The following is a 22,632-nucleotide window of genomic DNA, read 5'->3' on the forward strand; positions in this document are numbered from 1 at the left end:
TTCATGTAGGCGAGTTGCAGCCTACAATCCGAACTGAGAGAAGCTTTAAGAGATTAGCTTAGCCTCGCGACTTTGCGACTCGTTGTACTTCCCATTGTAGCACGTGTGTAGCCCAGGTCATAAGGGGCATGATGATTTGACGTCATCCCCACCTTCCTCCGGTTTGTCACCGGCAGTCTTGCTAGAGTGCCCAACTAAATGATGGCAACTAACAATAAGGGTTGCGCTCGTTGCGGGACTTAACCCAACATCTCACGACACGAGCTGACGACAACCATGCACCACCTGTCACTTTGCCCCCGAAGGGGAAGCTCTATCTCTAGAGTGGTCAAAGGATGTCAAGACCTGGTAAGGTTCTTCGCGTTGCTTCGAATTAAACCACATGCTCCACCGCTTGTGCGGGCCCCCGTCAATTCCTTTGAGTTTCAACCTTGCGGTCGTACTCCCCAGGCGGAGTGCTTAATGCGTTAGCTGCAGCACTGAAGGGCGGAAACCCTCCAACACTTAGCACTCATCGTTTACGGCGTGGACTACCAGGGTATCTAATCCTGTTTGCTCCCCACGCTTTCGAGCCTCAGCGTCAGTTACAGACCAGAGAGCCGCCTTCGCCACTGGTGTTCCTCCATATATCTACGCATTTCACCGCTACACATGGAATTCCACTCTCCTCTTCTGCACTCAAGTCTCCCAGTTTCCAATGACCCTCCCCGGTTGAGCCGGGGGCTTTCACATCAGACTTAAGAAACCGCCTGCGCTCGCTTTACGCCCAATAAATCCGGACAACGCTTGCCACCTACGTATTACCGCGGCTGCTGGCACGTAGTTAGCCGTGGCTTTCTGGTTAGATACCGTCAAGGGATGAACAGTTACTCTCATCCTTGTTCTTCTCTAACAACAGAGTTTTACGATCCGAAAACCTTCTTCACTCACGCGGCGTTGCTCGGTCAGACTTTCGTCCATTGCCGAAGATTCCCTACTGCTGCCTCCCGTAGGAGTTTGGGCCGTGTCTCAGTCCCAATGTGGCCGATCACCCTCTCAGGTCGGCTATGCATCGTCGCCTTGGTGAGCCGTTACCTCACCAACTAGCTAATGCACCGCGGGTCCATCCATCAGCGACACCCGAAAGCGCCTTTCAAATCAAAACCATGCGGTTTCGATTGTTATACGGTATTAGCACCTGTTTCCAAGTGTTATCCCCTTCTGATGGGCAGGTTACCCACGTGTTACTCACCCGTTCGCCACTCCTCTTTTTCCGGTGGAGCAAGCTCCGGTGGAAAAAGAAGCGTTCGACTTGCATGTATTAGGCACGCCGCCAGCGTTCGTCCTGAGCCAGGATCAAACTCTCATAAAAAGTTCGAACAATCTTGCGATTGTTAAGCTCAATTGTTTGCTAGCATATTGCTTGCTTGTTAAAAATGTTTGTTGTCTTGAATCAATCAAGACGCCCTACACATTTGGTTTGTCTTTGCTTTGTTCAGTTTTCAAAGGTCTACTTGATTAAAAGCTAATCATTTGAGATTGCCGTAGCAACTTTTATATCATATCAGAGCGACGTTTGTTTGTCAACTCTTTTTTTAAAAGTTTTTTTGACTTCGTTTTTTAGAAGTGTTTCAGCAACTCATTTATCATAACTCGTCGTTTGTTATTTGTCAACAACTTTTTTGAAGTTTTTTTCGATAGAATCAAGCTTCGTAAGCTGTCGTTTTTTTACGACTCAGTTATCTTATCATGGTGTGATCCCTCTGTCAACAGTTTATTTTAACTATTTTCACTAGCGATCTTTGCTCTTTCGAACAAATAATAATATACCAACAGCAAAAATAAAAGTCAATAAGAAAAAAGCTGTTTTATCAACATTTTTAGCGTAATCGATCGTTCTAATCCTATAAGTGAGAAACGTTCGCTTTTAACATGTTTTTCATTAATGATAGCCTTCTCAGCATTGTGATTGTTCAGTTTTCTATTGATGAGCCACTTCACTTAGCTCTTACCTTCTAAAATTTTCCTTAACAAAGTGTTGCTTTTATCTATTTAGACATTTTTTTGCTAGAATGAATAGTAAATAGTATCATTCTAACTCTGGAGGAACAATCTATGAAAATATTAATTGCTGATGATGATAAAGAAATTGTTGAATTACTAAGTATTTATGTTCACAATGAAGGATACGAAGCTGTTAAGGCTTATGATGGGAAAGAAGCATTATCAAAGATTCGAACGATACCTGATATTGAGTTATTGATTTTGGATATTATGATGCCTGAAATGGATGGCATGCAGGTCGTTAAAGAATTACGAAAGGAATCGCAAATCCCGATTATCATGTTGACAGCAAAAACAACCGATATGGATAAAATTAAAGGGCTTGTTGCTGGTGCTGATGATTATGTTACAAAACCATTTAATCCTTTAGAAGTTATGGCACGCGTAAAATCTTTGCTTCGTCGAACAAAAATGCAAATCACACCGGATCAACCGGATATATTAGAAGTAAACTCTTTGATTATTAACAAAGATTCCCATGAAGTAAAAACAATTGATGGGAAAGAGATTCAGCTCACAGCATTAGAATTTGGGATTCTATACTTATTAGCAAGTCATCCTAATCGTGTGTTCAGTGCAGATGAAATCTTTGAGCGTGTATGGAAACAAGAAAGTATTGTTTCCGCAAAAACTGTTATGGTCCATGTTAGTCATTTGAGAGATAAGATCGAAGAAGCAACTGGTGGAGAAAAAGTCATTCAAACCGTTTGGGGAGTGGGCTATAAAATTGATGCAAGATAAAAAAAGAGGAACAGAAAAACGGCGACGAATCAATCTAACTTCTAAGGAAATCAGTGAGTTATTAGCAGAAGGTATTATCACCGTGATTCTCCTTCTACTATTAAATGTTGCGATTTTGGTTGTCCTTACTTCAATAATTAGTAGTTCCCCTTCATTGACTAATGCGATTTGGGATTCAAAAAATATTTTTGCTCAACGATTGAATAGTGATTTATTTTGGAACGGCCGAAATTTTCTGATTCCCCTTTTCTTTCTTTTAGATATCGGCGTATTATACTGGCGGTTAATCCGTCGCTACCGACAAATGCAACTACGTCATATTATTAGCGAGCTTCACTATATCGCTAATGGTAATTATGACCATCGGATCCCTTTTGAATTAACAGGTGATCTTAGTCGTGTAGTAACAAGCATTAATGGTTTAGTCGATAGTACAGTAGCTGCGATCGAAGATGAACGGAAAATTGAAAAATCAAAAGATGAATTGATTACTAATGTGAGTCACGATATCCGTACCCCTTTAACCTCTATTATTGGTTACTTAGGATTAATCGAAGATGGTCAGTATCAAACAAAAGAGGATCTTTTGAAGTATACCCATACAGCTTATATCAAAGCAAAACAAATGAAATTACTAGTGGATGATCTTTTTGAGTATACTAAAGTCAGACAACCAGCTGTTCCGGTCAATTTTTCGGCTTTTGATCTGATCCAGCTAATTGAACAACTAGCTGCTGATTTTGAATTAGAAGCATCAAAAAAGCATATCCAAATCCTTGTATCATCACAGGTTCCATCATTAACTATGGATGGGGACACTGAAAAACTAGTTCGTGTCTTTAATAATTTACTGACGAATGCTTTAAAATACGGCAAAGGCGCTACAAAAATTGTCATTGAAGTCGAAAAAGTTGGCTCAGAAGTCGTTGCGACAGTAAAAAACAATGGAGCTATGATTCCTCGAGAATCAATCGATAATCTTTTTGACCGTTTTTACCGAGTAGAAGAGTCTCGTTCACAAGAAACCGGTGGGACGGGTTTAGGTTTAGCCATTGCTCAAAGTATCGTTGCTTTACATGGTGGTTATATTTATGCTAAATCTGATAAACACTGGACTTCATTCATCATGCATCTCCCAATAAAAAGAAATGAAAAATTACCAATCAAAAGTCAGGAACATATTGACGAAAATTAAAATATCCGATATTCTTATTACAATCATTTCTATATATCATATCTATATAGCACAGAACCCAGTACATTTTATTTTTTTCAAGAGAGCTGATGGATGGTGTAAATCAGCAAAAAATAAGTTGGAAGTTCCAGTTCTTTGATGTGTACCTTTCGAAATAAGAAAGGTCGGTAAAACAGCCGTTATCTGTTAACAAGAGCAGCATATTTATATGTTGAACTCGGGTGGTACCGCGAATGTTAGACCGATTCGTCCCAAGATAATTGAGGGATGGATTGGTCTTTTTTTATTATATTTAAGGAGGAATTGCAATGTTAGATGTAAAAATGATGCGTCAAAATTTTGATTATGTTCAAGAAAAATTAATGACTCGTGGGGTCAAAAAAGAAACCTTAGCTGAATTTATGGAATTAGATGAAAGTCGTCGAAAATTACTTGTTAAAACGGAAGAATTAAAAAAATATCGTAATGATGTTTCAGCAGAAATTGCGCAATTAAAACGGAACAAAGAAGATGCAACAGCTAAAATCAATGAAATGAAAGAAGTTGGGGGCAACATTAAAGCTCTTGATGAAGAAGTAGCGCAAGTAGATGAAAAGTTACATCAAATTGCGACTACCTTACCAAATTTACCAGATGATTCTGTACCTGTTGGAAAAGACGAAGAGGACAACGTGGAAGTTCGTCGTTGGAACACGCCTCGTAATTTTTCATTTGAACCGAAACCACATTGGGAAATCGCTGAAAACTTAGGTATCTTAGACTTTGAAAGAGGGGCAAAAGTTTCTGGAAGTCGTTTTGTTTACTATAAAGGATTAGGTGCTCGCTTAGAACGTGCCGTTTATAACTTTATGCTAGATCAACACATCTATGAACATGACTATACAGAAATGATTACTCCTTATATCGTAAATAGTCGGGCTATGTTCGGAACTGGGCAATTTCCTAAGTTTAAAGAAGATGTTTTCCAATTAGAAGATACAGATTTGACATTGATCCCAACAGCGGAAGTTCCATTAACAAACTATTACAACGATGAGATCTTAGATGGGCAAGATTTACCGATTTATTTCACTGCTCTTAGTCCCGCATTTCGTTCGGAAGCAGGGAGTGCCGGCCGTGATACTCGAGGATTGATTCGTTTACACCAATTTAATAAAGTAGAAATGGTCAAATTCTCTGATGCAGAACATTCTTATGATGAGCTAGAAAAAATGACAGCCGATGCTGAAGATATTCTACAAAAATTACATTTACCTTACCGTGTAGTAGCATTATCTACTGGAGATATGGGCTTCTCTGCTGCCAAAACATATGACTTAGAAGTATGGATCCCTGCACAAGAAACATATCGTGAAATCAGCTCATGTTCAAACTGTGAAGATTTCCAAGCACGACGCGCAATGATCCGTTACCGTGATGCAGACGGAAAAATCCACTATGCTCATACACTGAATGGTTCAGGACTTGCAGTCGGCCGAACTGTCGCAGCGATCCTTGAAAACTACCAAAATGAAGATGGATCAGTGACTGTTCCAGAAGTATTAGTTCCTTACATGGGAAATTTAAAAGTAATCAAATAAATAGAGCTAGATCAAAAAGTGGACTGATAACACAATAAAAACTAGGCTCTTTGTCAAATAATGTTGATGGAGAGAAATCTTGCTATTACTTTAAATCATAAAAAGGATGACGCTAAAGTCTAGGACGGATAGAGATTCTATTCGTCCTAGACTTTTTTTCAAAAAACAACGAACCAGACAAAAATGCGGGTAGACTCCCTAAAACTTCTAATCTAAAATGTTAAAAGACAAATTCATCTGTCATATATTTGTTTGATCAAACGATCCACATCAAAGATACAGGTTTGAAATTAAATCAATCAATTAGATAGAACTATCGCATCCGCTGACAACAAAAAAACACCAAAGCTAGTAAGATTCTACTAACTTTGATGTTCATAAATCGAGCATTGTTACTTTAAATCTGGCATTCTGCTAGATTTCCCACTACTTTTATCTCTTTTTTATTAAGATTCTACTGAATAGTTAGGTGCTTCTTTTGTGATTTGGACATCATGTGGATGGGATTCTTTCAACCCATTGCCACTCATTTGGATGAATTGTGCTTCGTCACGCAATTGTTTCAAGTTGCCTGCCCCAACATAACCCATACCAGATTTTAATCCACCGATCATTTGGAAGATAATATCCGCAACGCTTCCTTTGTAGGCCACACGTCCTTCGATTCCTTCTGGTACTAATTTATTCGCTTCATTGACGCTACCTTGGAAATAACGATCTTTTGAACCTTTTTCCATTGCGCCCAATGAACCCATACCACGATAAGTTTTAAAACGTCGTCCTTGGAAAATCTCAAATTCACCTGGAGATTCATCTGTACCGGCCAACATACTACCTAACATGACGGCATGTCCTCCAGCAGCTAATGCTTTGACGATATCACCTGAATATTTGATTCCGCCATCAGCAATAATTGCTTTGCCATATTGTCGTGCGACAGAAGCAGCATCATAAATCGCTGTTAATTGTGGTACACCTACACCGGCAACCACACGTGTTGTACAAATTGATCCTGGTCCGATACCGACTTTTACGACATCCACACCAGCATCATATAATGCTTTTGTTGCTTCCGCTGTCGCTACGTTACCGGCAATCAAAGTAGCATCTTTAAAGGTAGAACGAATTTCTTGGATTTTACGAATCACTCCAGCACTATGACCATGTGCTGTATCAATAACGATCGCATCTGCTCCTGCTTCCAACAAGGCACCTGCACGCTCAAATGTATCACTTGTTACACCAACAGCAGCAGCTACAAGTAGACGTCCATGTTCATCTTTGGCAGCGTTGGGAAATTCAATCACTTTTTCAATATCTTTGATTGTGATCAATCCACTTAAACAACCATCGTTGTCAACGATAGGTAATTTTTCAATTTTATGTTTTTGCAATATTTTTTCTGCGTCTTTTAGAGAAGTACCGACTGGGGCTGTTACTAAGTTTTCTTTGGTCATCACATCATTGATTTCCATATGATAATCAGTTACAAAGCGCATGTCACGGTTCGTAATAATACCAACAAGTTTTCTGTTTTCTAAAGTCTCAACGATCGGTACACCGCTAATTCGATATTTGCTCATCAATTCTTCTGCATCTGCTACAAGATGTTGCGGTGTTAAGAAAAATGGATCAATGATCACACCACTTTCAGAACGTTTGACTTTGCGCACTTCGTCTGCTTGTTGACTAATTGTCATATTTTTATGAATAACACCTAATCCACCTTGTCTAGCCATCGCAATAGCCATCTTACTATCAGTTACAGTGTCCATACTTGCACTGATGATCGGGATATTCAACTTAATATTTTTTGCTAATTGTACACTCATATCCACTTCGTTTGGTAACACGTGACTTTCTGCTGGTATCAGTAAGACATCATCGAAAGTAAACCCTTTTTTCGTGAACTTTGTTTCCCAGTTGGACATTTTTAGTACCACTCCTCTAGTTTTTAGTTTATCTATTAAAATAATCGATTTTTTCTATTAAGTCAACCGTCTTCCCATAATCCGGACTGTTTCTAAGAATATCCTTATTATAAGCGTTTCCATCACAAGTCATATATGGTTAATAACGAGAAACTCTTTTAAGAGAAGCTACTGATTAAATTTACCAAGTTTCTCAAATTTTTGTTCTTTCTGTTTTAACCATTTCTCCATAAAAAATAAGAGACCACTATTCAAAACAAACAACTGTTTCAAATAATGATCCCTCATCATTGATATACATCGAATCGTACTTTAACGAATTATCTTCTAGGTACAGATAAACTTCCAACGATTCCATATTTTTTCTTCATGTAATAACGCAAAGCTAGTGCAGCAGCCCCAATAATGATGATAACTACTGGATCTAACAACGGATTCAGTACTGGAGGAAGAAGTGTGGTAGCGGAAAAGGCAACCACCCAGACCAATGTAGTTCCAGTTAAGATCAACAATGTTTTACCCATACCTGGCTTTTTACTACGATCTGCTCCCGGATACTCATATTGATAAATGTATTTATACATCAGGTAAAATACCCAACCACCAACAGCTGATCCGAAGACCAAAGTTGTGATTCCATAAGCTGGCGTTGTTCCACGTGAAAACAATCCGGTAATAGCAATCATGATACTCAACAAACCTAATAACAGGAATGTATTGTCTAGCCACATCAATAGTGGTTTAGAATTTACCTTTGCTTCAACTGGTTTGTTGATAATTGCTTCAGTTCTTTCAGAGACAGTTCCAAATAATTGTCTGGCTGTTTTTCCACCTTTTTGTTCAGACACTAAGGTTGGAAGGATGTCATGAAGTGCTTTTACCTTTTCCTCTTCGGATAGATTAGCTGCTTCTAAAGATTTTTTTAAGTCAAAAATATATTGTTGGTTTCTTTTAGTTAATTTTTCTTCTAATTGATTGTTTTCTTTTACAATTTCACGTAATTGTTCTGATTCCATGATCTAAATAGTCCTCCTTAGCCGCTACTTTAACGGTTGTCACAAAAGACATTCTAACATACTATACGTATCGTTTGATAGCCCTTTTATACATTAAAACGGAATAACATAACGTCGCCATCTTGGACTACATAGTCTTTACCTTCTAGACGAACACGGCCAGCTTCTTTGGCAGCATGCATATTTCCATAATGATCTAGATCTTCAAAAGAAACAGTTTCCGCACGGATAAATCCACGCTCAAAGTCTGAATGGATAATCCCAGCTGCTTGAGGTGCTTTGATGCCTTTTTTAAATGTCCAAGCCCGAACTTCTTGTTCTCCTGCTGTAAAGTACGTAGCTAATCCTAGCAAATCATAAGCTGCACGAATTAATTGATCTAATCCAGACTCTTCAATTCCTAAAGCTTCTAAGAATTCTGCTTTATCTTCTTCATCTAGTTCAGCAATTTCTTCCTCTGCACGTGCGCTGACTACGATAACTTCTGCATTTTCTTCGGCAGCAAAATTACGTACAGCTTGAACGTAGTGATTCGTATCGCTATCTGCTACTTCATCTTCTGCAACGTTTGCTACATATAAGATTGGTTTGGTAGTCAATAAAAACAATGATTTAACGATTTTTTGTTCTTCGTCCGTAAATTCGATAGAGCGAGCTGAACGTCCTTCTTCCAGGACTGGCTTGATTTTATCTAAAACAGCTAATTCAGCAACTGCATCTTTATCTTTCGTTTTTGCGATTTTTGCTACTCGAGTATAGCGTTTAGTGATCGATTCCAGATCTGCCAATACTAATTCTAGATTGATCGTATCAATATCCGCTAATGGGTCAACTCGTCCTTCAACATGTGTGATGTTGTCATCATCGAAACAACGGACCACATGACAAATCGCATCAACTTGGCGGATATGACTTAGAAATTGATTTCCCAAGCCTTCCCCTTTACTTGCACCTTTAACGATTCCTGCAATATCCGTAAATTCAAATGTTGTTGGCACGGTTTTTTTAGGATGAACAAGTTCAGTTAAGCGTTGTAAACGCCAATCGGGAACTTCTACCATTCCTACATTCGGATCAATGGTTGCAAAAGGATAGTTCGCTGCTTCTGCTCCAGCTTTGGTGATTGCGTTAAATAAAGTTGATTTACCGACATTGGGTAATCCAACAATTCCAGCAGTTAATGCCATAGATTTATTCACTCTTTCTCTGCATTTTTTTCAAGTACTTTTTTTAATTTTTTCTCAAATTCTCGACGAGTCATCATAACGATGTGCCCGCAATTGACGCATTTGATTTTGATGTCCGCTCCCATGCGGATGATTTCCCAACGGTTGGTCTGACAAGCATGAGGTTTTTTCATTTCAACAATATCATGTAAGTCGTACATAAAAGTCCCCTCCTTTAGTCATTTCTCTTAAGAACGGTTCCCACGTCTTTTTTGATATTCATATAGTGATCGTAAAAATTAAGGTTGATTGGTCTGAATTGAACGCTTCTTTCCTATTACTTATTCTTCATCGAATTGAATATTAAGGATATCAAGGATTCTTGTCAAATCATTTTGCGAAAGGTACTCAATTTCAATCTTTCCTTTACCGTCTTTTTCTTGGATAGCAACACTTGTACCAAACTTATCCATCAAGCGGTCTTCACTTTCACGTATATAATAAGGCTTTTCTTTTGCTAGTCGAGGGATTTTCTTTTTTTCTTTCCCATCGTTTTGATTTAATTGCGAAACAATTTGTTCCAACTGACGAACCGTTAGATTCTCCATAACTGCTCGATTCGCTAATTTTAGAATCAAACTTTTGTTTTTTAGACCTAATAAGGTACGAGCTTGTCCCATCGATAATCGTTGATCTTGGACCATTTCCTTCACTAAATCAGGTAACGTTAACAGTCGGAGATAGTTTGCGATATATGGACGACTTTTACCTAAGCGTTTCGCTACTTCTGCTTGCGTAAGTTTAAGATTTTTCATCAGCATATCATAGGCTTCAGCTTCTTCTAATGGGTTCAAGTCTTCACGTTGCAAGTTTTCCAAAACAGCGACTTGCATCATTGCTTCTTCATCAAAGTCACGAACAATTGCAGGGATGGTCGCTTTTTCTGCTAACTTAGAAGCTCGGAAACGACGTTCACCAGCAATGATTTCATATCCTTTTACTGCCGAACGACGGACGATAATCGGTTGAAACACGCCTGATTGCTCAATGGAGTTTGCCAATTCTTGAAGCGAGACTTCTTCAAATGTTTTACGTGGTTGATAAGGGTTAGGGCGTAATTCGTTTAGTGGTAATTGTACAACTGTTTCATCTTCAACATCCACAGTTTCTAAATTCTCTAAATCTTGAAATAACGCATCGATCCCTCGTCCTAATCCTTTACTTTTCTTCACGGTTAACCACTTCCTTTGCCAATGCTTGGTAAACTTCAGCTCCTCTAGAACGTGGATCATAATCAATGATCGGCATTCCATGACTTGGTGCTTCTGAAAGACGAATATTTCTTGGAATAATCGTTTCATAGACCTTCTCACGGAAATACTTTCGGACTTCTTCCACGACTTCATTTCCTAAGTTCGTACGTGCATCATACATTGTAAGTAAGACGCCTTCAATCTCCAATTCTGGATTGAAATGCTTTTGAACTAAACGAACTGTATTGAGTAATTGACTCAATCCTTCTAATGCATAATATTCACATTGCACTGGGATCAGAATAGAATCGCTAGCTGTAAATGAATTAATAGTCAAATGACCTAATGAAGGTGGGCAATCAATCAGAATATAATCATATTGATCGTTCACTTCGGCTAAAGAACCTTTCAAGCGAGACTCTCTGGCCATCATTGAAGTTAATTCGATTTCTGCTCCTGCTAATTGAAGAGTGGCAGGCACAATACTCAAATTTTCATGTTCGGTAACAAGAGTTGCTTCGGCAATCGGTAGCTCATTGACTAAGACATCATAAATATCTTGAGTAACATCTGGTTTTCGAATACCGACACCACTTGTGGCATTGCCTTGTGCATCCATATCCACTAACAAGACTCTTTTACCAAGACTAGCTAAGCAAGCACCTAAGTTAACAGTGGTCGTCGTTTTACCTACGCCACCTTTTTGGTTTGCAACAGATATTATTTGTGCCATCTCTTCTCCTCCTACTTGATTGGTTGCTTATTTGGCATACCAGGTTTTCTTGGGTATTTTTTCGGGGTGACTTTCTTCTTTTGGATTACCAAAATATGTCGCTTGTCAGATATTTTCGGTAATTCTATCGCATCTTCTTTGATAAACTTTCCCCCTAAGATTGCGATCGCATGCTTGGCTTCTATTAGTTCTTCTTCGCTTTTTGCAGCTTTCAGCGCATAAAAGTATCCTTCTTGCTTCACTAGAGGCAAACATAGTTCTGCTAAAACATTCAATCTTGCTACAGCGCGAGCAGTCACTAAGTCAAATGAAGCTCGGAATTGAGGATTTTGACCAAATGTCTCGGCACGATCGTGGTGAAGTGCCGCTGTGATACCAAGTTCTTTTGTTAATTCCGTTAAGAAGTTGATTCGTTTATTCAGTGAATCAACGATCGTGATCTGTAAGTTAGGAAACGCAATTTTCAGTGGAATACTCGGAAAACCTGCGCCTGAACCTACGTCACAAAGTGAAAGAGGCTGAGAAAAGTCCACCTCAAAAGCTAACGTTAATGAATCATAGAAATGCTTCAAATAAACGTCATTTTTTTCCGTGATGGCTGTTAAATTCATTTTTTCGTTCCACTCAACTAACCACTGATAGTAACGTTCAAATTGACTCATTTGTTGATCAGATAAATGGATGTCTTTATCTGCCAATGCTTGACGAAATTCTTCTGGTGTCATAATTAATCCTTTCATTGTGAAACAGCAATTGTTTCACGAAATCTCTTTTTACTTTAACGCAAAATGAACCGAGTTGCAATCTTTCTACCGGTAAATTTATAGGAGGTTTTAAAAAATTAAAAAGGAAGCACTAGGAAGTACACATCCTTCTATATGTAAGTAATTAAAAAAAATAAATGCCTTAACTAGGTTATCTCTAATTTTTAACGCCAGTTGATTTTTTATTCAAATTTAAACAAAAAATGAACACATATCAAATGTATGGGTTAAAAAAATCAGCTCGTCTTTGATCCTCACTTCAAAAACGAACTGGCTTTTTTTTGTATATACTTTTATTTATTATTTTGTCTCTAATTTTCTCCGCACAACATTGAGATAGTGCTGTAACCCAACGGTCATGACCCATGCAGCACCTAAACCAATAAAACTTCCGATAACGATTCCCAAAAAGCGATATTCGATCAAGGATATCAAGTAGGCCCCACGAATTAGTGTCGATAACATCAGTGCCATCGGATTAAGAAAAATGTTGGCAACCGCATAATTTCTAGCAACCAAAAATTGTGAGATACCGTAAAGAAAAGTGATCAGAAAAATCGTTTGTAACTGAGTAAATGGTACAAAGGATAAAACAGCCGACACACATAAGCCCCCCATGGAACCAATCAAATATTGTACTTGCCGATGTTTCATTGCATCCAAATTCTCAGCTAAAAGAATAGAAGCACAAGAAAGAGTTAACCAGTAAGGATTGTGTAACTGCAATCCGTGACTAATATAGACGGAAAGAAATAAAGCAACACTGTAGAAAACAGAATCAATGATTACTAACGGTTCTTCTTGGAATCTCTCTTTTAAAGAGATTTGTTCAATGGCTTGTTCTGGACGTGAATCAAGTAACTTGGTGATAACTGCAGCAATCAATGAAAACATGACCCCCATGAAAAAATAAAGAGAAACCATTGGCAAATGATCAATCGGTAACTGCATACTTGTTCCCATCGCCGAAAGCATCGCAAAAAATAAGCCACCTGGTTTTGAAATATGGAACAACCGCAAAATAAACCGGCTGGCAAAAGCCACTACAGCTACAGCAAAAGGTTCCAACCATAAAACATAGGTTGATAACATTCCTAATACAAAGGCAAATAAAAGTCCACAACCAATGAAAAACATGCGCTTAATTAAATGTTTCATGGGTATATTTTGATAATAGAAAAAAGTAAAGATCCCTAATGAAGAAAAACTTGAAATCAAGAAATTCTGGTTTATGTATCCTAACCATAGTACGATAAAAATCAATAGCATCAGGTTCATGATACGAAATGGGTTATCTTGAATCTTATTAAAACGAAAATAAGTTTTGAACAACCAATCGCTCCTTTCTTCTATCTTTATTTAGATGTTGAGGCTCCAATGTTTCGCTCTCGTTTCTATCAACATCATTTAGTATAACAACAATTTCTTTATTTTTCATAAAAAATTAAGTGGGGGTTGAGACAAAAGTGTTTAGCATCAAGAAAGAAGAAAGAATTTCCAGAAATTGACAGAAAACACAAACACTAGTTTTTGCTGTTGATTGTTACCTACTTGATACTTCTCAAATTTTTGGCTCAGTCTATAAATAGGAGGAGACTCGAGACTTACGAGGTAATTTCCCATCAATTCTAGCTCAACCTACCCAATTGAATTGTGCCCTGAAAAAAGGAGATTTACACCATCAAAAAATGGACAAAAAGCAAAATACTTCCTATCCATTGATGGTGCTAAGATTTCTCTTTACTGGTATCGTTGCTAAAAAGACGAAAAAAAACTATCTTCTAGAGATTCCAACAGGAGTATCTAGCTCTGAGAAATAAGCCGGAGAATCCAAAAATAGTTCCTCCTATTTTTTGAAATCTTCGGCTAATTTTCCAATGTAGCTACTTCTGGAAAACCGTAAATCAGAGGTTTTCCACTTTCGCAATCTTCCCTTGTTCGATGTAGACCATCAAAATACTTAGATCAGCGGGGTTTACACCACTGATACGGCTAGCTTGAGCGATGGTTTCTGGTTGGATTTTTTGTAGTTTTTGTTTTGCTTCTGTAGCCAATCCATTAATTGCTGCGTAGTCGATATTTTCTGGTATTTTTTTGGCTTCCATTCGTTTTAATTTTTCTACTTTTTCAAGTGCTTTTTTAATGTATCCTTCGTACTTAATCTGAATTTCAACTTGTTCAATTTCTTTCGCTGTCAATGCTTCATTTTCCGGAATAAACAACATTAAATCGCTGTAGCTAATTTCAGGTCGCTTCAAAAAGTCACTCGCTAAAACCCCGTCTTTTAATGGCGCAGCATTGATAGTTGCCAAAAATGCTTGGACTTCTTCTGTCGGTTTGATCCGGACAGTCATCAAACGTTTAATTTCTGCTTCAACAGCAGCTTTCTTTTTCAGATAAGCTTGGTATTGGTCTTCTTTGACTAAACCTACTTGGTGTCCCATCTCCGTCAAACGTAGATCTGCATTGTCATGACGCAATAATAAACGATATTCAGCACGTGAAGTGAGCAAGCGATAAGGTTCATTGGTTCCTTTAGTCACTAGGTCATCAATCATAACACCAATATAACCGTCACTGCGTTTGATGATCAAAGGCTCTTTTCCTTGGACTTTGAGCGCTGCATTGATTCCAGCAATCAGCCCTTGGCCCGCTGCTTCTTCATAACCACTAGTCCCATTCGTTTGACCTGCAGTATAAAGGTTTTCGATGACTTTCGTTTCGAGCGTTGGACGTAATTGATGGGGTTCGACAACATCATATTCGATCGCATATCCCGTACGCATCATTTCAACTTTTTCCAGTCCTGCGATAGAGTGTAGCATATCCACTTGGACATCTTCTGGTAATGAAGTCGATAATCCTTGAACGTATACTTCTTCCGTATGCAAGCCTTCTGGTTCTAAAAACAATTGATGTCTTGGTTTATCTGCAAAACGTACGATCTTATCTTCAATCGATGGACAATAGCGAGCGCCCACACCTTCAACGATTCCAGTAAACATCGGTGCACGATGCAAGTTATCACGTATGATTTTATGAGTCGTTTCACCGGTATAAGTCAACCAGCAAGATTCTTGTTCTAAGTTGTACGCACTATCTGGCGTGCTAAAACTAAAATGATTTGGTTCTTTATCGCCAGGTTGCTCTTCAGTCACTGAATAATCAATCGTACTTGATTTAACCCGAGGAGGTGTTCCTGTTTTGAAACGATCAATCGCAAAACCTAATTCTTTTAGATTATTAGCTAATCCAACAGAAGGCTGTGAATTATTTGGTCCAGATGAATACTTCAATTCTCCAATGATGATCTCGCCTCGTAAAGCTGTACCAGCAGTAATAACAACAGCTTTTGCTTGGTAGCAAGCACCAGTTGACGTCACCACACCTCGACAAACGCCCTCTTCGACGATTAATTCTTCGACGATTCCTTGACGCAACGTCAAATTAGGTTCTTTTTCTATCGTATGCTTCATTTCTGCGGAATAAGCATGCTTGTCTGCTTGCGCTCTTAAAGCACGCACAGCAGGCCCTTTTCCTGTGTTTAACATTCTCATTTGAATGTACGTTTTATCGATATTTTTACCCATTTCGCCACCAAGAGCATCGATTTCTCTCACTACGACACCTTTTGCTGGTCCTCCGACTGAAGGGTTACATGGCATGAACGCTACCATGTCTAGGTTGATAGTTAGTAATAACGTTTTGGAGCCCATTCTGGCTGCAGCCAACGCTGCTTCTGAACCAGCATGTCCTGCCCCTACAACGATGACGTCATAAGTATCTGCTTGATAATGATTCAAGTACATTTCCTCCTTTTATTTTCCTAAACAGAATTGACTGAATAATTGAGTGATTAATTCATCTTGTACACTGTCTCCAACGACTTCCCCTAAGTAGTCCCAACAGCGTGTCATATCGATTTGAACAAGATCTACAGGCATCCCTGCTTCAATCCCAGCAACTACTTCTGCTAATGAAATTGATGCTTTTTCAAGTAGAGCAATATGTCTGGTATTTGATACATACGTAGCATCTCTTTCACCGGTTTGCCCACCAAAGAATAAATCAGCGATAGCTGTTTCTAATTGATCTAAACCATCATTTTTAGCCACAGAAACGGCAAACACCGGTTCATCTTCTAACCACTGATCAAGTTCTTCTTTTTCTAACTTTTGCGGCAAATCTGTTTTATTTAAAAGTACAATCCGTTTCAAACCGTTAGTGGCTTCTAAAAGCTGCTCGTCTTCTCTGGTCAGTGGCTCACTTTGATTCAAGACCAATAAAATCAAATCCGATTCAGATAATGCTTTTCGACTTCTTTCTACTCCGATCTGTTCAACGAGATCTTCTGTTTCACGGATTCCTGCTGTATCAATTAATTTCAATGGTACACCACGAACGTTCACGTATTCTTCGATGACATCTCGTGTCGTTCCCGCAATATCTGTTACAATTGCTTTTTCTTCTCGCAATAAGTGATTCAACAAGCTTGATTTTCCGACATTTGGACGACCGATGATAGCTGTACTTAATCCTTCACGCAAGACTTTTCCTTGTTTCGATGTAGCAAGTAAAGCTTGGATCCTTTGTTGGATCATCGTCGCTTTTTCAAGCAATAATCGTGTAGTCAATTCTTCCACATCATCGTATTCAGGATAATCGATATTGACCTCCACTTGTGCTAATGTTTCTAAAATTTCTTGTCTTAATGAACGAATCAACGAAGAAAGATTGCCATCTAATTGATTTAAAGCTAATCCCATTGCTTTGTCCGTTTTTGCCCGAATTAAATCCATCACGGCTTCTGCTTGAGAAAGATCCACACGACCATTTAAGAAAGCTCTTTTTGTAAATTCTCCAGGTTCAGCTAGTCTTGCTCCTTCTCGTAATAGCAGTTGTAAAATTTGATTTACGACTACGATCCCACCATGACAATTGATTTCAACGACATCTTCACGAGTAAATGTTTTAGGTGCTAACATAACAGAAACCATCACTTCATCAATGATCTGTTCATTCTTTGGATCAGTAATATGCCCATAATGAATCGTATGACTAGGTACTTCCAATAAGCTTTTCTTGCCACAACGATAGACTTTATCTGCTAAAGCTACCGCTTGGTCTCCACTAAGTCGAACAATACTGATCGCTCCTTCTCCTGGTGGGGTAGAAATTGCAGCAATCGTATCAAATTCTAAAGTAATTTCAGCCATTTTTTCACTCCCTTTTTAATTTTACGCACAAAAAAAGTGCCCACTTCACCCTTTACAATAAATGGTGAACTTCGCACTTTGACTGCTTGTCCATGATTAAATTCTGAACATAGGTTATCATATTTAGTTACAAGACACAAGTATTGAAAATAGAGAACTCTGACAACTTCTGCTTTTTTACAATATCGTAAAAATTTTTTTCATTTATACATTCATTCTGATTTGAGGATATTGTACATTCTTTTTATTTCATCCTTTGTATCGTCGCGATCCTTTTCACGACTATTCAACATAAAAAATAGCCATTCAAAACAAATCGCTATCTCATCTCAGTTCTACAAAAAAACACACGAAGGCTAACCTCCATGTGCTTTTTCTATCAAAGTAAGACTACTTAAGCATCGTATACTCCGATAAGAATGATTTCTAATAAAATATACTTTGTTTAAAAAAGTTTGTCAATGTGATTCCTAAAAAGAACCACGCATATCAACCATTAAATTTTGTTTTTCTCAATATAACTGATCTTCTATGTATGATTGAATGAATTTTCAACTATAGGATAAAACGACATTTATTTTATCCCTATTCAGGAGGGTTTACCTCTATCTTTCCAATCCAGAGTTTAGTCTTTCTGCTTTTTTCTTTTTTGAAACTTTTTTATTTACAGCAGCAACTTTTCTCAGGTATTCTTCACCCGTTTTTCTATTATGTAACTCGTTTTTAACATCTTTCTGATTTATAAGAAACTGGTTTGTAAGCACGTCTCCAACTTTTTCTCCAGCTTCATTTACAACATCTATTAACAATTCTTTTTTTACTATTTTCATGCTTGGCGTCTCTTGCGCCAATTCTTTTTTATTTTTAAGAAAAAACGCGTAATTCTGATCAAGTAAATCACTATAACTCTGGTTCTTGACCTCATCTTTAGCAACTTTTAGCAGCATTTCATCCATACCCTCAATTTGTTTACATTGATCATACTCTTTGTCTTTAATAATTGCCTTAGTTTTATAACCTAGTGTATATTTGAATGCTAATCCTATATTTTTTACGATACATGCCCCTGTCATTTGTGACCTTGCAACATAATTTTCAAACTTACATTCTGATGCATGATGATGAAGCTCTTTTAACGGAAATTCTGTTGTCTTATGAAAAAACAACATATATTTATCTTGAAAAAAGCTTCCAAAGCTCACACCTTCTTTTCGGGACAAACTTAAAAAATCTCGCCATGTAGGAGCATATCTTCCTATACGAACAGCTTTTGAAATGGCTTCTATGTTTTCTTTTGATTCTTCAAACTCATATACATAGATTGATTTTAATTGTTTGGTATCCAGATCTACCCACAATTTTTCTACTGCTGCGAAACTCTCTACACATTCTGCTTTATCCTCCTTACTAACGCCTTTCCAAAGGTCTAATTTCTCTTTATCGGAAAAATCATTCCAGTTTTCCCATTGATAAAACGACGCTATTTTATTTAAATGCTCAAGAGAAATTTTTCCATCAACATTTGGCGCTTCATTAGGTACAAGTTGACCTCCTTTATTACAAACGCACACTTTAATTTTATTGTCTTCTTTTTGAATAAGCAGGCTGACACTATGAACATCGCCTGTTCTTCGGTTATACATGATTGGTATAACTAAAAAACTATCCGGATCATTATTTACCAAGTCTTTCATGCATGGCTTAAAATATTTGTTATCGTAACTACATCCTATACTACCGTTTAAAGAGTTTATTAAGTTCTTTTGTTCTCTACCATTTTCTGTAAACTGTTCAGGATTTTTTTCAACTACCTTTTTATACAAATACATATACTCTATAAGGTTATCATATTTTACTCCAGCCTCATTATCCAGCATATTGGAAGTCCAATTCCATTTTTGATTAAAGACATGCGACATTTCTGCAATATATTTTTGTTCATTTTTTACATATTTTTCACGAGCTTTTTCGATATCTTTTATCATTTTTTTTCTTTTTTTCTCTTCCATTTTTCCCTTCCTTTCCCCCAGTCGTATTCACAGTAACATAGATTATTTTGGAGAAAGAAACTTTTTTTTAGAAAACAGAGAAAAAAAGATTTCTTGCAAAACACAACAAAAATAAAGTAGCGAAAAAGTAATCAGTTTACTTTTTCGCTACTTCATTGATTTAAACTTCTCTTATTTATCAAGCATTATTTCATTAACAAGCATTTGTTAATGAAGGAAACTCTTTTAGTGTTTATAATCGTTTTTTTACAGGTTCTACTACTAGATAACGATAAGGCTCGTCTCCTTCAGAATGAGTTTTCACATATTCATTCTTGCTTAATGCCGCATGGATTTGTTTTCTCTCAAATGCCGGCATTGGTTCTAAGAAGACTGGTTGACCGGATTTAATTGCTTTTTCGGCAGTACGATCTGCTAAGCGTTGAATGATTTCTTGTCTTTTTTCACGATAATTACCAACGTTTACTACTACAGATAGTTTATTTTTAGCAATACGGTGAATGAAAACTTGGGCTAAATACTGCAACGCATTTAATGTTTTGCCGTGTTTGCCAATTAAAATCCCTTGTTTTTGTGTATCTAATTGAAAAACGACGGTATTTGCTTCGCGGGTCATTTTTACTAAAGCTGGCGCATCTAATTGCTTGGTAATATCCGTGAGATAGACTGCTAATTCCGTTAAAGCTGCTTCATCGCCTAATTCACTGGTTTCTACTTCTTCTGGTTGGTCTTCTGTGAAGACTTCAATGGTTTCAGTTTCTTCTATCGTTTTTTCTAAAGGTTCTTCTAAAACTTCTTCTACCGTTTCTTCAATCGTTTCTTCAATTGCTTCTGAAACAGTTTCACTAATTGAAGGTTCAATCTTAAGACGAGCATTCTTACGCCCGATCCCCAGAAATCCTTTCTTACCTTCATCTAGTATCTCAATTTCAACTTTCTCTTTATCCAATCCTAAATCGTTTAAACCAAGTTGGATTGCTTCATCAATTGTCGCAGCTTCATAAATCGGCATTAGCATTCCCTCCCTTATTTTTTACGTTTTTTCTTCGGACTCATGGCTTTTTTCAACGCACGTTCTTTTTCACGAATACGTTGAGCTTCTTCTTCTCGCTCTTTTCTAATCTTAAATGGATTATTGATTAGTAATGTTTGAACGACTTGGAAAGCATTAGATATTACCCAATATAATGAAAGACCACTTGCTAAGTTGACCCCCATAACTAAGATCATCACAGGCATCACAAAATTCATGATCTTCATTGATGCATTTGATTCAATTTGACTCATGCTACTTAGATACGTACTTGCAAAAGTAAATACCGCAGCAAGGATCGGTAAAATAAAGGTTGGATCTGCTGTTCCTAGATTTAACCATAAAAAGTTTCCTTGTTTTAATTCAGGCACACGTGAAATCGATTGCCATAACGCCATCAAAATCGGCATCTGTACTAACAACGGTAAACAACCAGCATATGGGTTCACATTATTTTCCGCATATAAACGTTGTTGCGCTTCACGTAACTTACTTTGTGTCTCAGGATCTTTTGAACTATATTCTTGTTGTAGTGCTTTTAATTTTGGTTGAAGTTCTTGGGTTTTTCGCATACTCTTTGTTTGAAAATGCATCAACGGCATCAAGATCACACGAATGATCAAAGTGAATAAAATAATCCCAATCCCTGCATTTCCAAATGACAATGCCTTGATCGCTTCTGCAAAATAATAAACGATGTAGCGATCCCAAATTCCTGTGCTTTGTGCACTTACTTCTCCAGTTCCACAACCGGATAAGACAACGACTAGACTGATAATGCCTGCCATCAAAAGTAAACGTTTGTATTTCTTCACTTACTCTTTTCCTCTCTATCGATTATTTTTGCAAGTTTTAAGACATGGACTAGATTGGAACGAATCTCATCGTAAGTTAGTCCCTTGACACTTGGTCTTGCAATCACGATAAAATCCAATTCCGGATCGATCTGTTCTTTTACAGAATAGACCGCCGCACGAATCTTACGTTTTACCTCATTGCGACATACTGCATTGCCCACTTTTTTACCTACTGAAAGCCCGACACGAAAATGTGGCTGGTCTTTTTTTTCTAAGCGGTAAACGACAAATTTACGATTAGCAAATGACGTTCCTGTATGGAATACGTTTTGAAACTCTCGTTCTTTTTTGACTCGATACGCTTTTCTCATTCGTTTTCTTTCCTTTTCTATCTTTCACTTACGTCCATAATCATAACATATTTCTCTTTATTCTTTCAGCTTTTCCCTAAAAAAGGGCATAAAAAAAACCACTGAAACCCCAGTGGCTTAAGCTGAAAGAACTTTTCTTCCTTTACGGCGACGGCTTGCTAAAACACGACGGCCATTTTTAGTACTCATACGTTTACGGAATCCGTGAACTTTTTGACGTTTACGTTTATTTGGTTGGTATGTTCTTTTCATGTATTCCACCTCCAAAATTTCTTATCTACTGTTAAAACACAGACATACTTTGATAGTATAACGACAATCAAGGTAATTTGTCAATATAAAATGAAAGGAAACTTCTGGATTTATGCATTCTATTTTTCCACAGTTTAGTTTTTTTTCGTGTGATTCGTTTGTGGAAAAAGTTATACACAAGATTTATCCACAATTATTTTTTAGGGTTTTTTACACAGAATAAACACCTGTAAAAAAAGTAATCCACAAACAGTCATTTATCTGTGAATTGAATGCTTAACTCCTTGATAAACAAAGATTTTTTATCCACAACCTACCTGGTATTTCTGTCTTTAAAACACACTTATCCACCTGTTGATTAGTGATGTGGATAAGTATTTTTCCTCGTTGTGATTTTTTTTGTTTTTTTCTCTCTTAATTTTGTGGATAATCTCAAATAAAAAATTTTTTCTGCTCTTTCTGTGGAAAACTATATGAAAAAATGATAAATTAGTACTAGTTATTCACTTTTTAATGAAGGAGGAAGCCTTAT

General features: G+C 37.4%; 18 protein-coding genes, 1 rRNA gene and 1 other annotated feature (1 of these 20 cut by a window edge). Of the genes, 3 read left to right on the top strand and 16 right to left on the bottom strand.

Annotated elements, in window-relative coordinates:
• Window positions 1–1,351 (bottom strand): 16S ribosomal RNA (locus IGK91_RS12840) (it extends 209 nt beyond the left edge of the window).
• Between the two features lie 743 nt (window positions 1,352–2,094).
• Here IGK91_RS12840 and IGK91_RS12845 point away from each other — a divergent pair.
• The 3 genes from IGK91_RS12845 (at window position 2,095) to serS (ending at window position 5,559) form a co-directional block, all read left to right on the top strand.
• Window positions 2,095–2,784, top strand: a complete 690-nt coding sequence (locus IGK91_RS12845) for a response regulator transcription factor (RefSeq protein ID WP_010736768.1) — start codon at window positions 2,095–2,097, stop codon at window positions 2,782–2,784.
• The gene (locus IGK91_RS12850; RefSeq protein WP_025480278.1) at window positions 2,771–3,979 is read left to right on the top strand and encodes a sensor histidine kinase; all 1,209 of its coding nucleotides are present in this window, start codon (window positions 2,771–2,773) and stop codon (window positions 3,977–3,979) included. The genes IGK91_RS12845 and IGK91_RS12850 overlap by 14 nt, the downstream gene beginning before the upstream one ends.
• Before the next feature lie 44 nt (window positions 3,980–4,023).
• Window positions 4,024–4,236, top strand: a binding site (T-box leader).
• 51 nt (window positions 4,237–4,287) lie between these two features.
• Window positions 4,288–5,559, top strand: a complete 1,272-nt coding sequence (serS, locus tag IGK91_RS12855) for a serine--tRNA ligase (protein ID WP_010736769.1) — start codon at window positions 4,288–4,290, stop codon at window positions 5,557–5,559.
• Between the two features lie 446 nt (window positions 5,560–6,005).
• Here the strand turns inward: serS and guaB are convergent, their stop codons facing one another.
• From guaB to rpmH, 15 genes are all read right to left on the bottom strand, one after another.
• Entirely contained in the window at window positions 6,006–7,490 is a 1,485-nt protein-coding gene (gene guaB / locus IGK91_RS12860; RefSeq protein WP_010720519.1) for an IMP dehydrogenase, read from the bottom strand.
• Between the two features lie 320 nt (window positions 7,491–7,810).
• Window positions 7,811–8,506, bottom strand: coding sequence for a DUF1129 domain-containing protein (locus IGK91_RS12865; RefSeq protein ID WP_010720518.1), 696 nt, complete (start codon window positions 8,504–8,506; stop codon window positions 7,811–7,813).
• 86 nt (window positions 8,507–8,592) lie between these two features.
• The gene (ychF, locus tag IGK91_RS12870) at window positions 8,593–9,693 is read right to left on the bottom strand and encodes a redox-regulated ATPase YchF (RefSeq protein WP_010720517.1); all 1,101 of its coding nucleotides are present in this window, start codon (window positions 9,691–9,693) and stop codon (window positions 8,593–8,595) included.
• Between the two features lie 8 nt (window positions 9,694–9,701).
• Complete coding sequence (locus IGK91_RS12875; RefSeq protein WP_010720516.1) at window positions 9,702–9,893, bottom strand: DUF951 domain-containing protein; 192 nt, start codon at window positions 9,891–9,893, stop codon at window positions 9,702–9,704.
• Between the two features lie 120 nt (window positions 9,894–10,013).
• Window positions 10,014–10,904 carry a ParB/RepB/Spo0J family partition protein gene (locus tag IGK91_RS12880; protein ID WP_010720515.1) on the bottom strand — a complete coding sequence of 297 codons (891 nt, stop codon included), beginning with the start codon at window positions 10,902–10,904 and terminating at the stop codon, window positions 10,014–10,016.
• Window positions 10,891–11,658 carry a ParA family protein gene (locus IGK91_RS12885; RefSeq protein WP_010736770.1) on the bottom strand — a complete coding sequence of 256 codons (768 nt, stop codon included), beginning with the start codon at window positions 11,656–11,658 and terminating at the stop codon, window positions 10,891–10,893. Before IGK91_RS12885 ends, IGK91_RS12880 begins: the two co-directional genes overlap by 14 nt.
• An 11-nt stretch (window positions 11,659–11,669) precedes the next feature.
• Complete coding sequence (rsmG, locus tag IGK91_RS12890) at window positions 11,670–12,383, bottom strand: 16S rRNA (guanine(527)-N(7))-methyltransferase RsmG (RefSeq protein ID WP_010720513.1); 714 nt, start codon at window positions 12,381–12,383, stop codon at window positions 11,670–11,672.
• A 339-nt stretch (window positions 12,384–12,722) separates the two neighbouring features.
• Window positions 12,723–13,754: an FUSC family protein gene (locus IGK91_RS12895; protein ID WP_010736771.1), complete on the bottom strand. Its 1,032-nt coding sequence runs from the start codon at window positions 13,752–13,754 to the stop codon at window positions 12,723–12,725.
• A 572-nt stretch (window positions 13,755–14,326) separates the two neighbouring features.
• On the bottom strand, window positions 14,327–16,225 hold the full coding sequence (gene mnmG / locus IGK91_RS12900) for a tRNA uridine-5-carboxymethylaminomethyl(34) synthesis enzyme MnmG (protein WP_010720510.1): 1,899 nt from the start codon (window positions 16,223–16,225) through the stop codon (window positions 14,327–14,329).
• A 15-nt stretch (window positions 16,226–16,240) separates the two neighbouring features.
• Window positions 16,241–17,638 carry a tRNA uridine-5-carboxymethylaminomethyl(34) synthesis GTPase MnmE gene (gene mnmE, locus IGK91_RS12905; protein WP_010736772.1) on the bottom strand — a complete coding sequence of 466 codons (1,398 nt, stop codon included), beginning with the start codon at window positions 17,636–17,638 and terminating at the stop codon, window positions 16,241–16,243.
• 605 nt (window positions 17,639–18,243) lie between these two features.
• Entirely contained in the window at window positions 18,244–19,647 is a 1,404-nt protein-coding gene (locus tag IGK91_RS12910) for a hypothetical protein (protein WP_181934156.1), read from the bottom strand.
• A 232-nt stretch (window positions 19,648–19,879) separates the two neighbouring features.
• Complete coding sequence (gene jag / locus IGK91_RS12915; protein ID WP_081123086.1) at window positions 19,880–20,659, bottom strand: RNA-binding cell elongation regulator Jag/EloR; 780 nt, start codon at window positions 20,657–20,659, stop codon at window positions 19,880–19,882.
• 14 nt (window positions 20,660–20,673) lie between these two features.
• A complete protein-coding gene (locus IGK91_RS12920; RefSeq protein WP_010720506.1) occupies window positions 20,674–21,495 on the bottom strand; it encodes a YidC/Oxa1 family membrane protein insertase in 822 nt (273 codons plus the stop codon).
• The gene (gene rnpA, locus IGK91_RS12925) at window positions 21,492–21,848 is read right to left on the bottom strand and encodes a ribonuclease P protein component (RefSeq protein WP_010720505.1); all 357 of its coding nucleotides are present in this window, start codon (window positions 21,846–21,848) and stop codon (window positions 21,492–21,494) included. Before rnpA ends, IGK91_RS12920 begins: the two co-directional genes overlap by 4 nt.
• A gap of 117 nt (window positions 21,849–21,965) precedes the next feature.
• Window positions 21,966–22,100: a 50S ribosomal protein L34 gene (gene rpmH / locus IGK91_RS12930; RefSeq protein ID WP_002293121.1), complete on the bottom strand. Its 135-nt coding sequence runs from the start codon at window positions 22,098–22,100 to the stop codon at window positions 21,966–21,968.
• Window positions 22,101–22,632 lie beyond the last annotated feature (532 nt).

Origin of the sequence: Enterococcus sp. DIV1208, from assembly GCF_050530455.1 — a bacterium.
Taxonomy (GTDB): Bacteria; Bacillota; Bacilli; order Lactobacillales; family Enterococcaceae; genus Enterococcus_B; species Enterococcus_B hirae.

Bases quoted from the DNA above. Each gene is read 5' to 3' on its own strand.
- IGK91_RS12845 (WP_010736768.1), top strand. From the start codon at position 2,095: ATGAAAATATTAATTGCTGATGATGATAAAGAAATTGTTGAATTACTA.
- serS (WP_010736769.1), top strand. From the start codon at position 4,288: ATGTTAGATGTAAAAATGATGCGTCAAAATTTTGATTATGTTCAAGAA.
- guaB (WP_010720519.1), bottom strand. From the start codon at position 7,490: ATGTCCAACTGGGAAACAAAGTTCACGAAAAAAGGGTTTACTTTCGAT.
- IGK91_RS12865 (WP_010720518.1), bottom strand. From the start codon at position 8,506: ATGGAATCAGAACAATTACGTGAAATTGTAAAAGAAAACAATCAATTA.
- ychF (WP_010720517.1), bottom strand. From the start codon at position 9,693: ATGGCATTAACTGCTGGAATTGTTGGATTACCCAATGTCGGTAAATCA.
- IGK91_RS12875 (WP_010720516.1), bottom strand. From the start codon at position 9,893: ATGTACGACTTACATGATATTGTTGAAATGAAAAAACCTCATGCTTGT.
- IGK91_RS12885 (WP_010736770.1), bottom strand. From the start codon at position 11,658: ATGGCACAAATAATATCTGTTGCAAACCAAAAAGGTGGCGTAGGTAAA.
- rsmG (WP_010720513.1), bottom strand. From the start codon at position 12,383: ATGACACCAGAAGAATTTCGTCAAGCATTGGCAGATAAAGACATCCAT.
- mnmE (WP_010736772.1), bottom strand. From the start codon at position 17,638: ATGGCTGAAATTACTTTAGAATTTGATACGATTGCTGCAATTTCTACC.
- IGK91_RS12910 (WP_181934156.1), bottom strand. From the start codon at position 19,647: ATGGAAGAGAAAAAAAGAAAAAAAATGATAAAAGATATCGAAAAAGCT.
- jag (WP_081123086.1), bottom strand. From the start codon at position 20,659: ATGCCGATTTATGAAGCTGCGACAATTGATGAAGCAATCCAACTTGGT.
- rnpA (WP_010720505.1), bottom strand. From the start codon at position 21,848: ATGAGAAAAGCGTATCGAGTCAAAAAAGAACGAGAGTTTCAAAACGTA.
- rpmH (WP_002293121.1), bottom strand. From the start codon at position 22,100: ATGAAAAGAACATACCAACCAAATAAACGTAAACGTCAAAAAGTTCAC.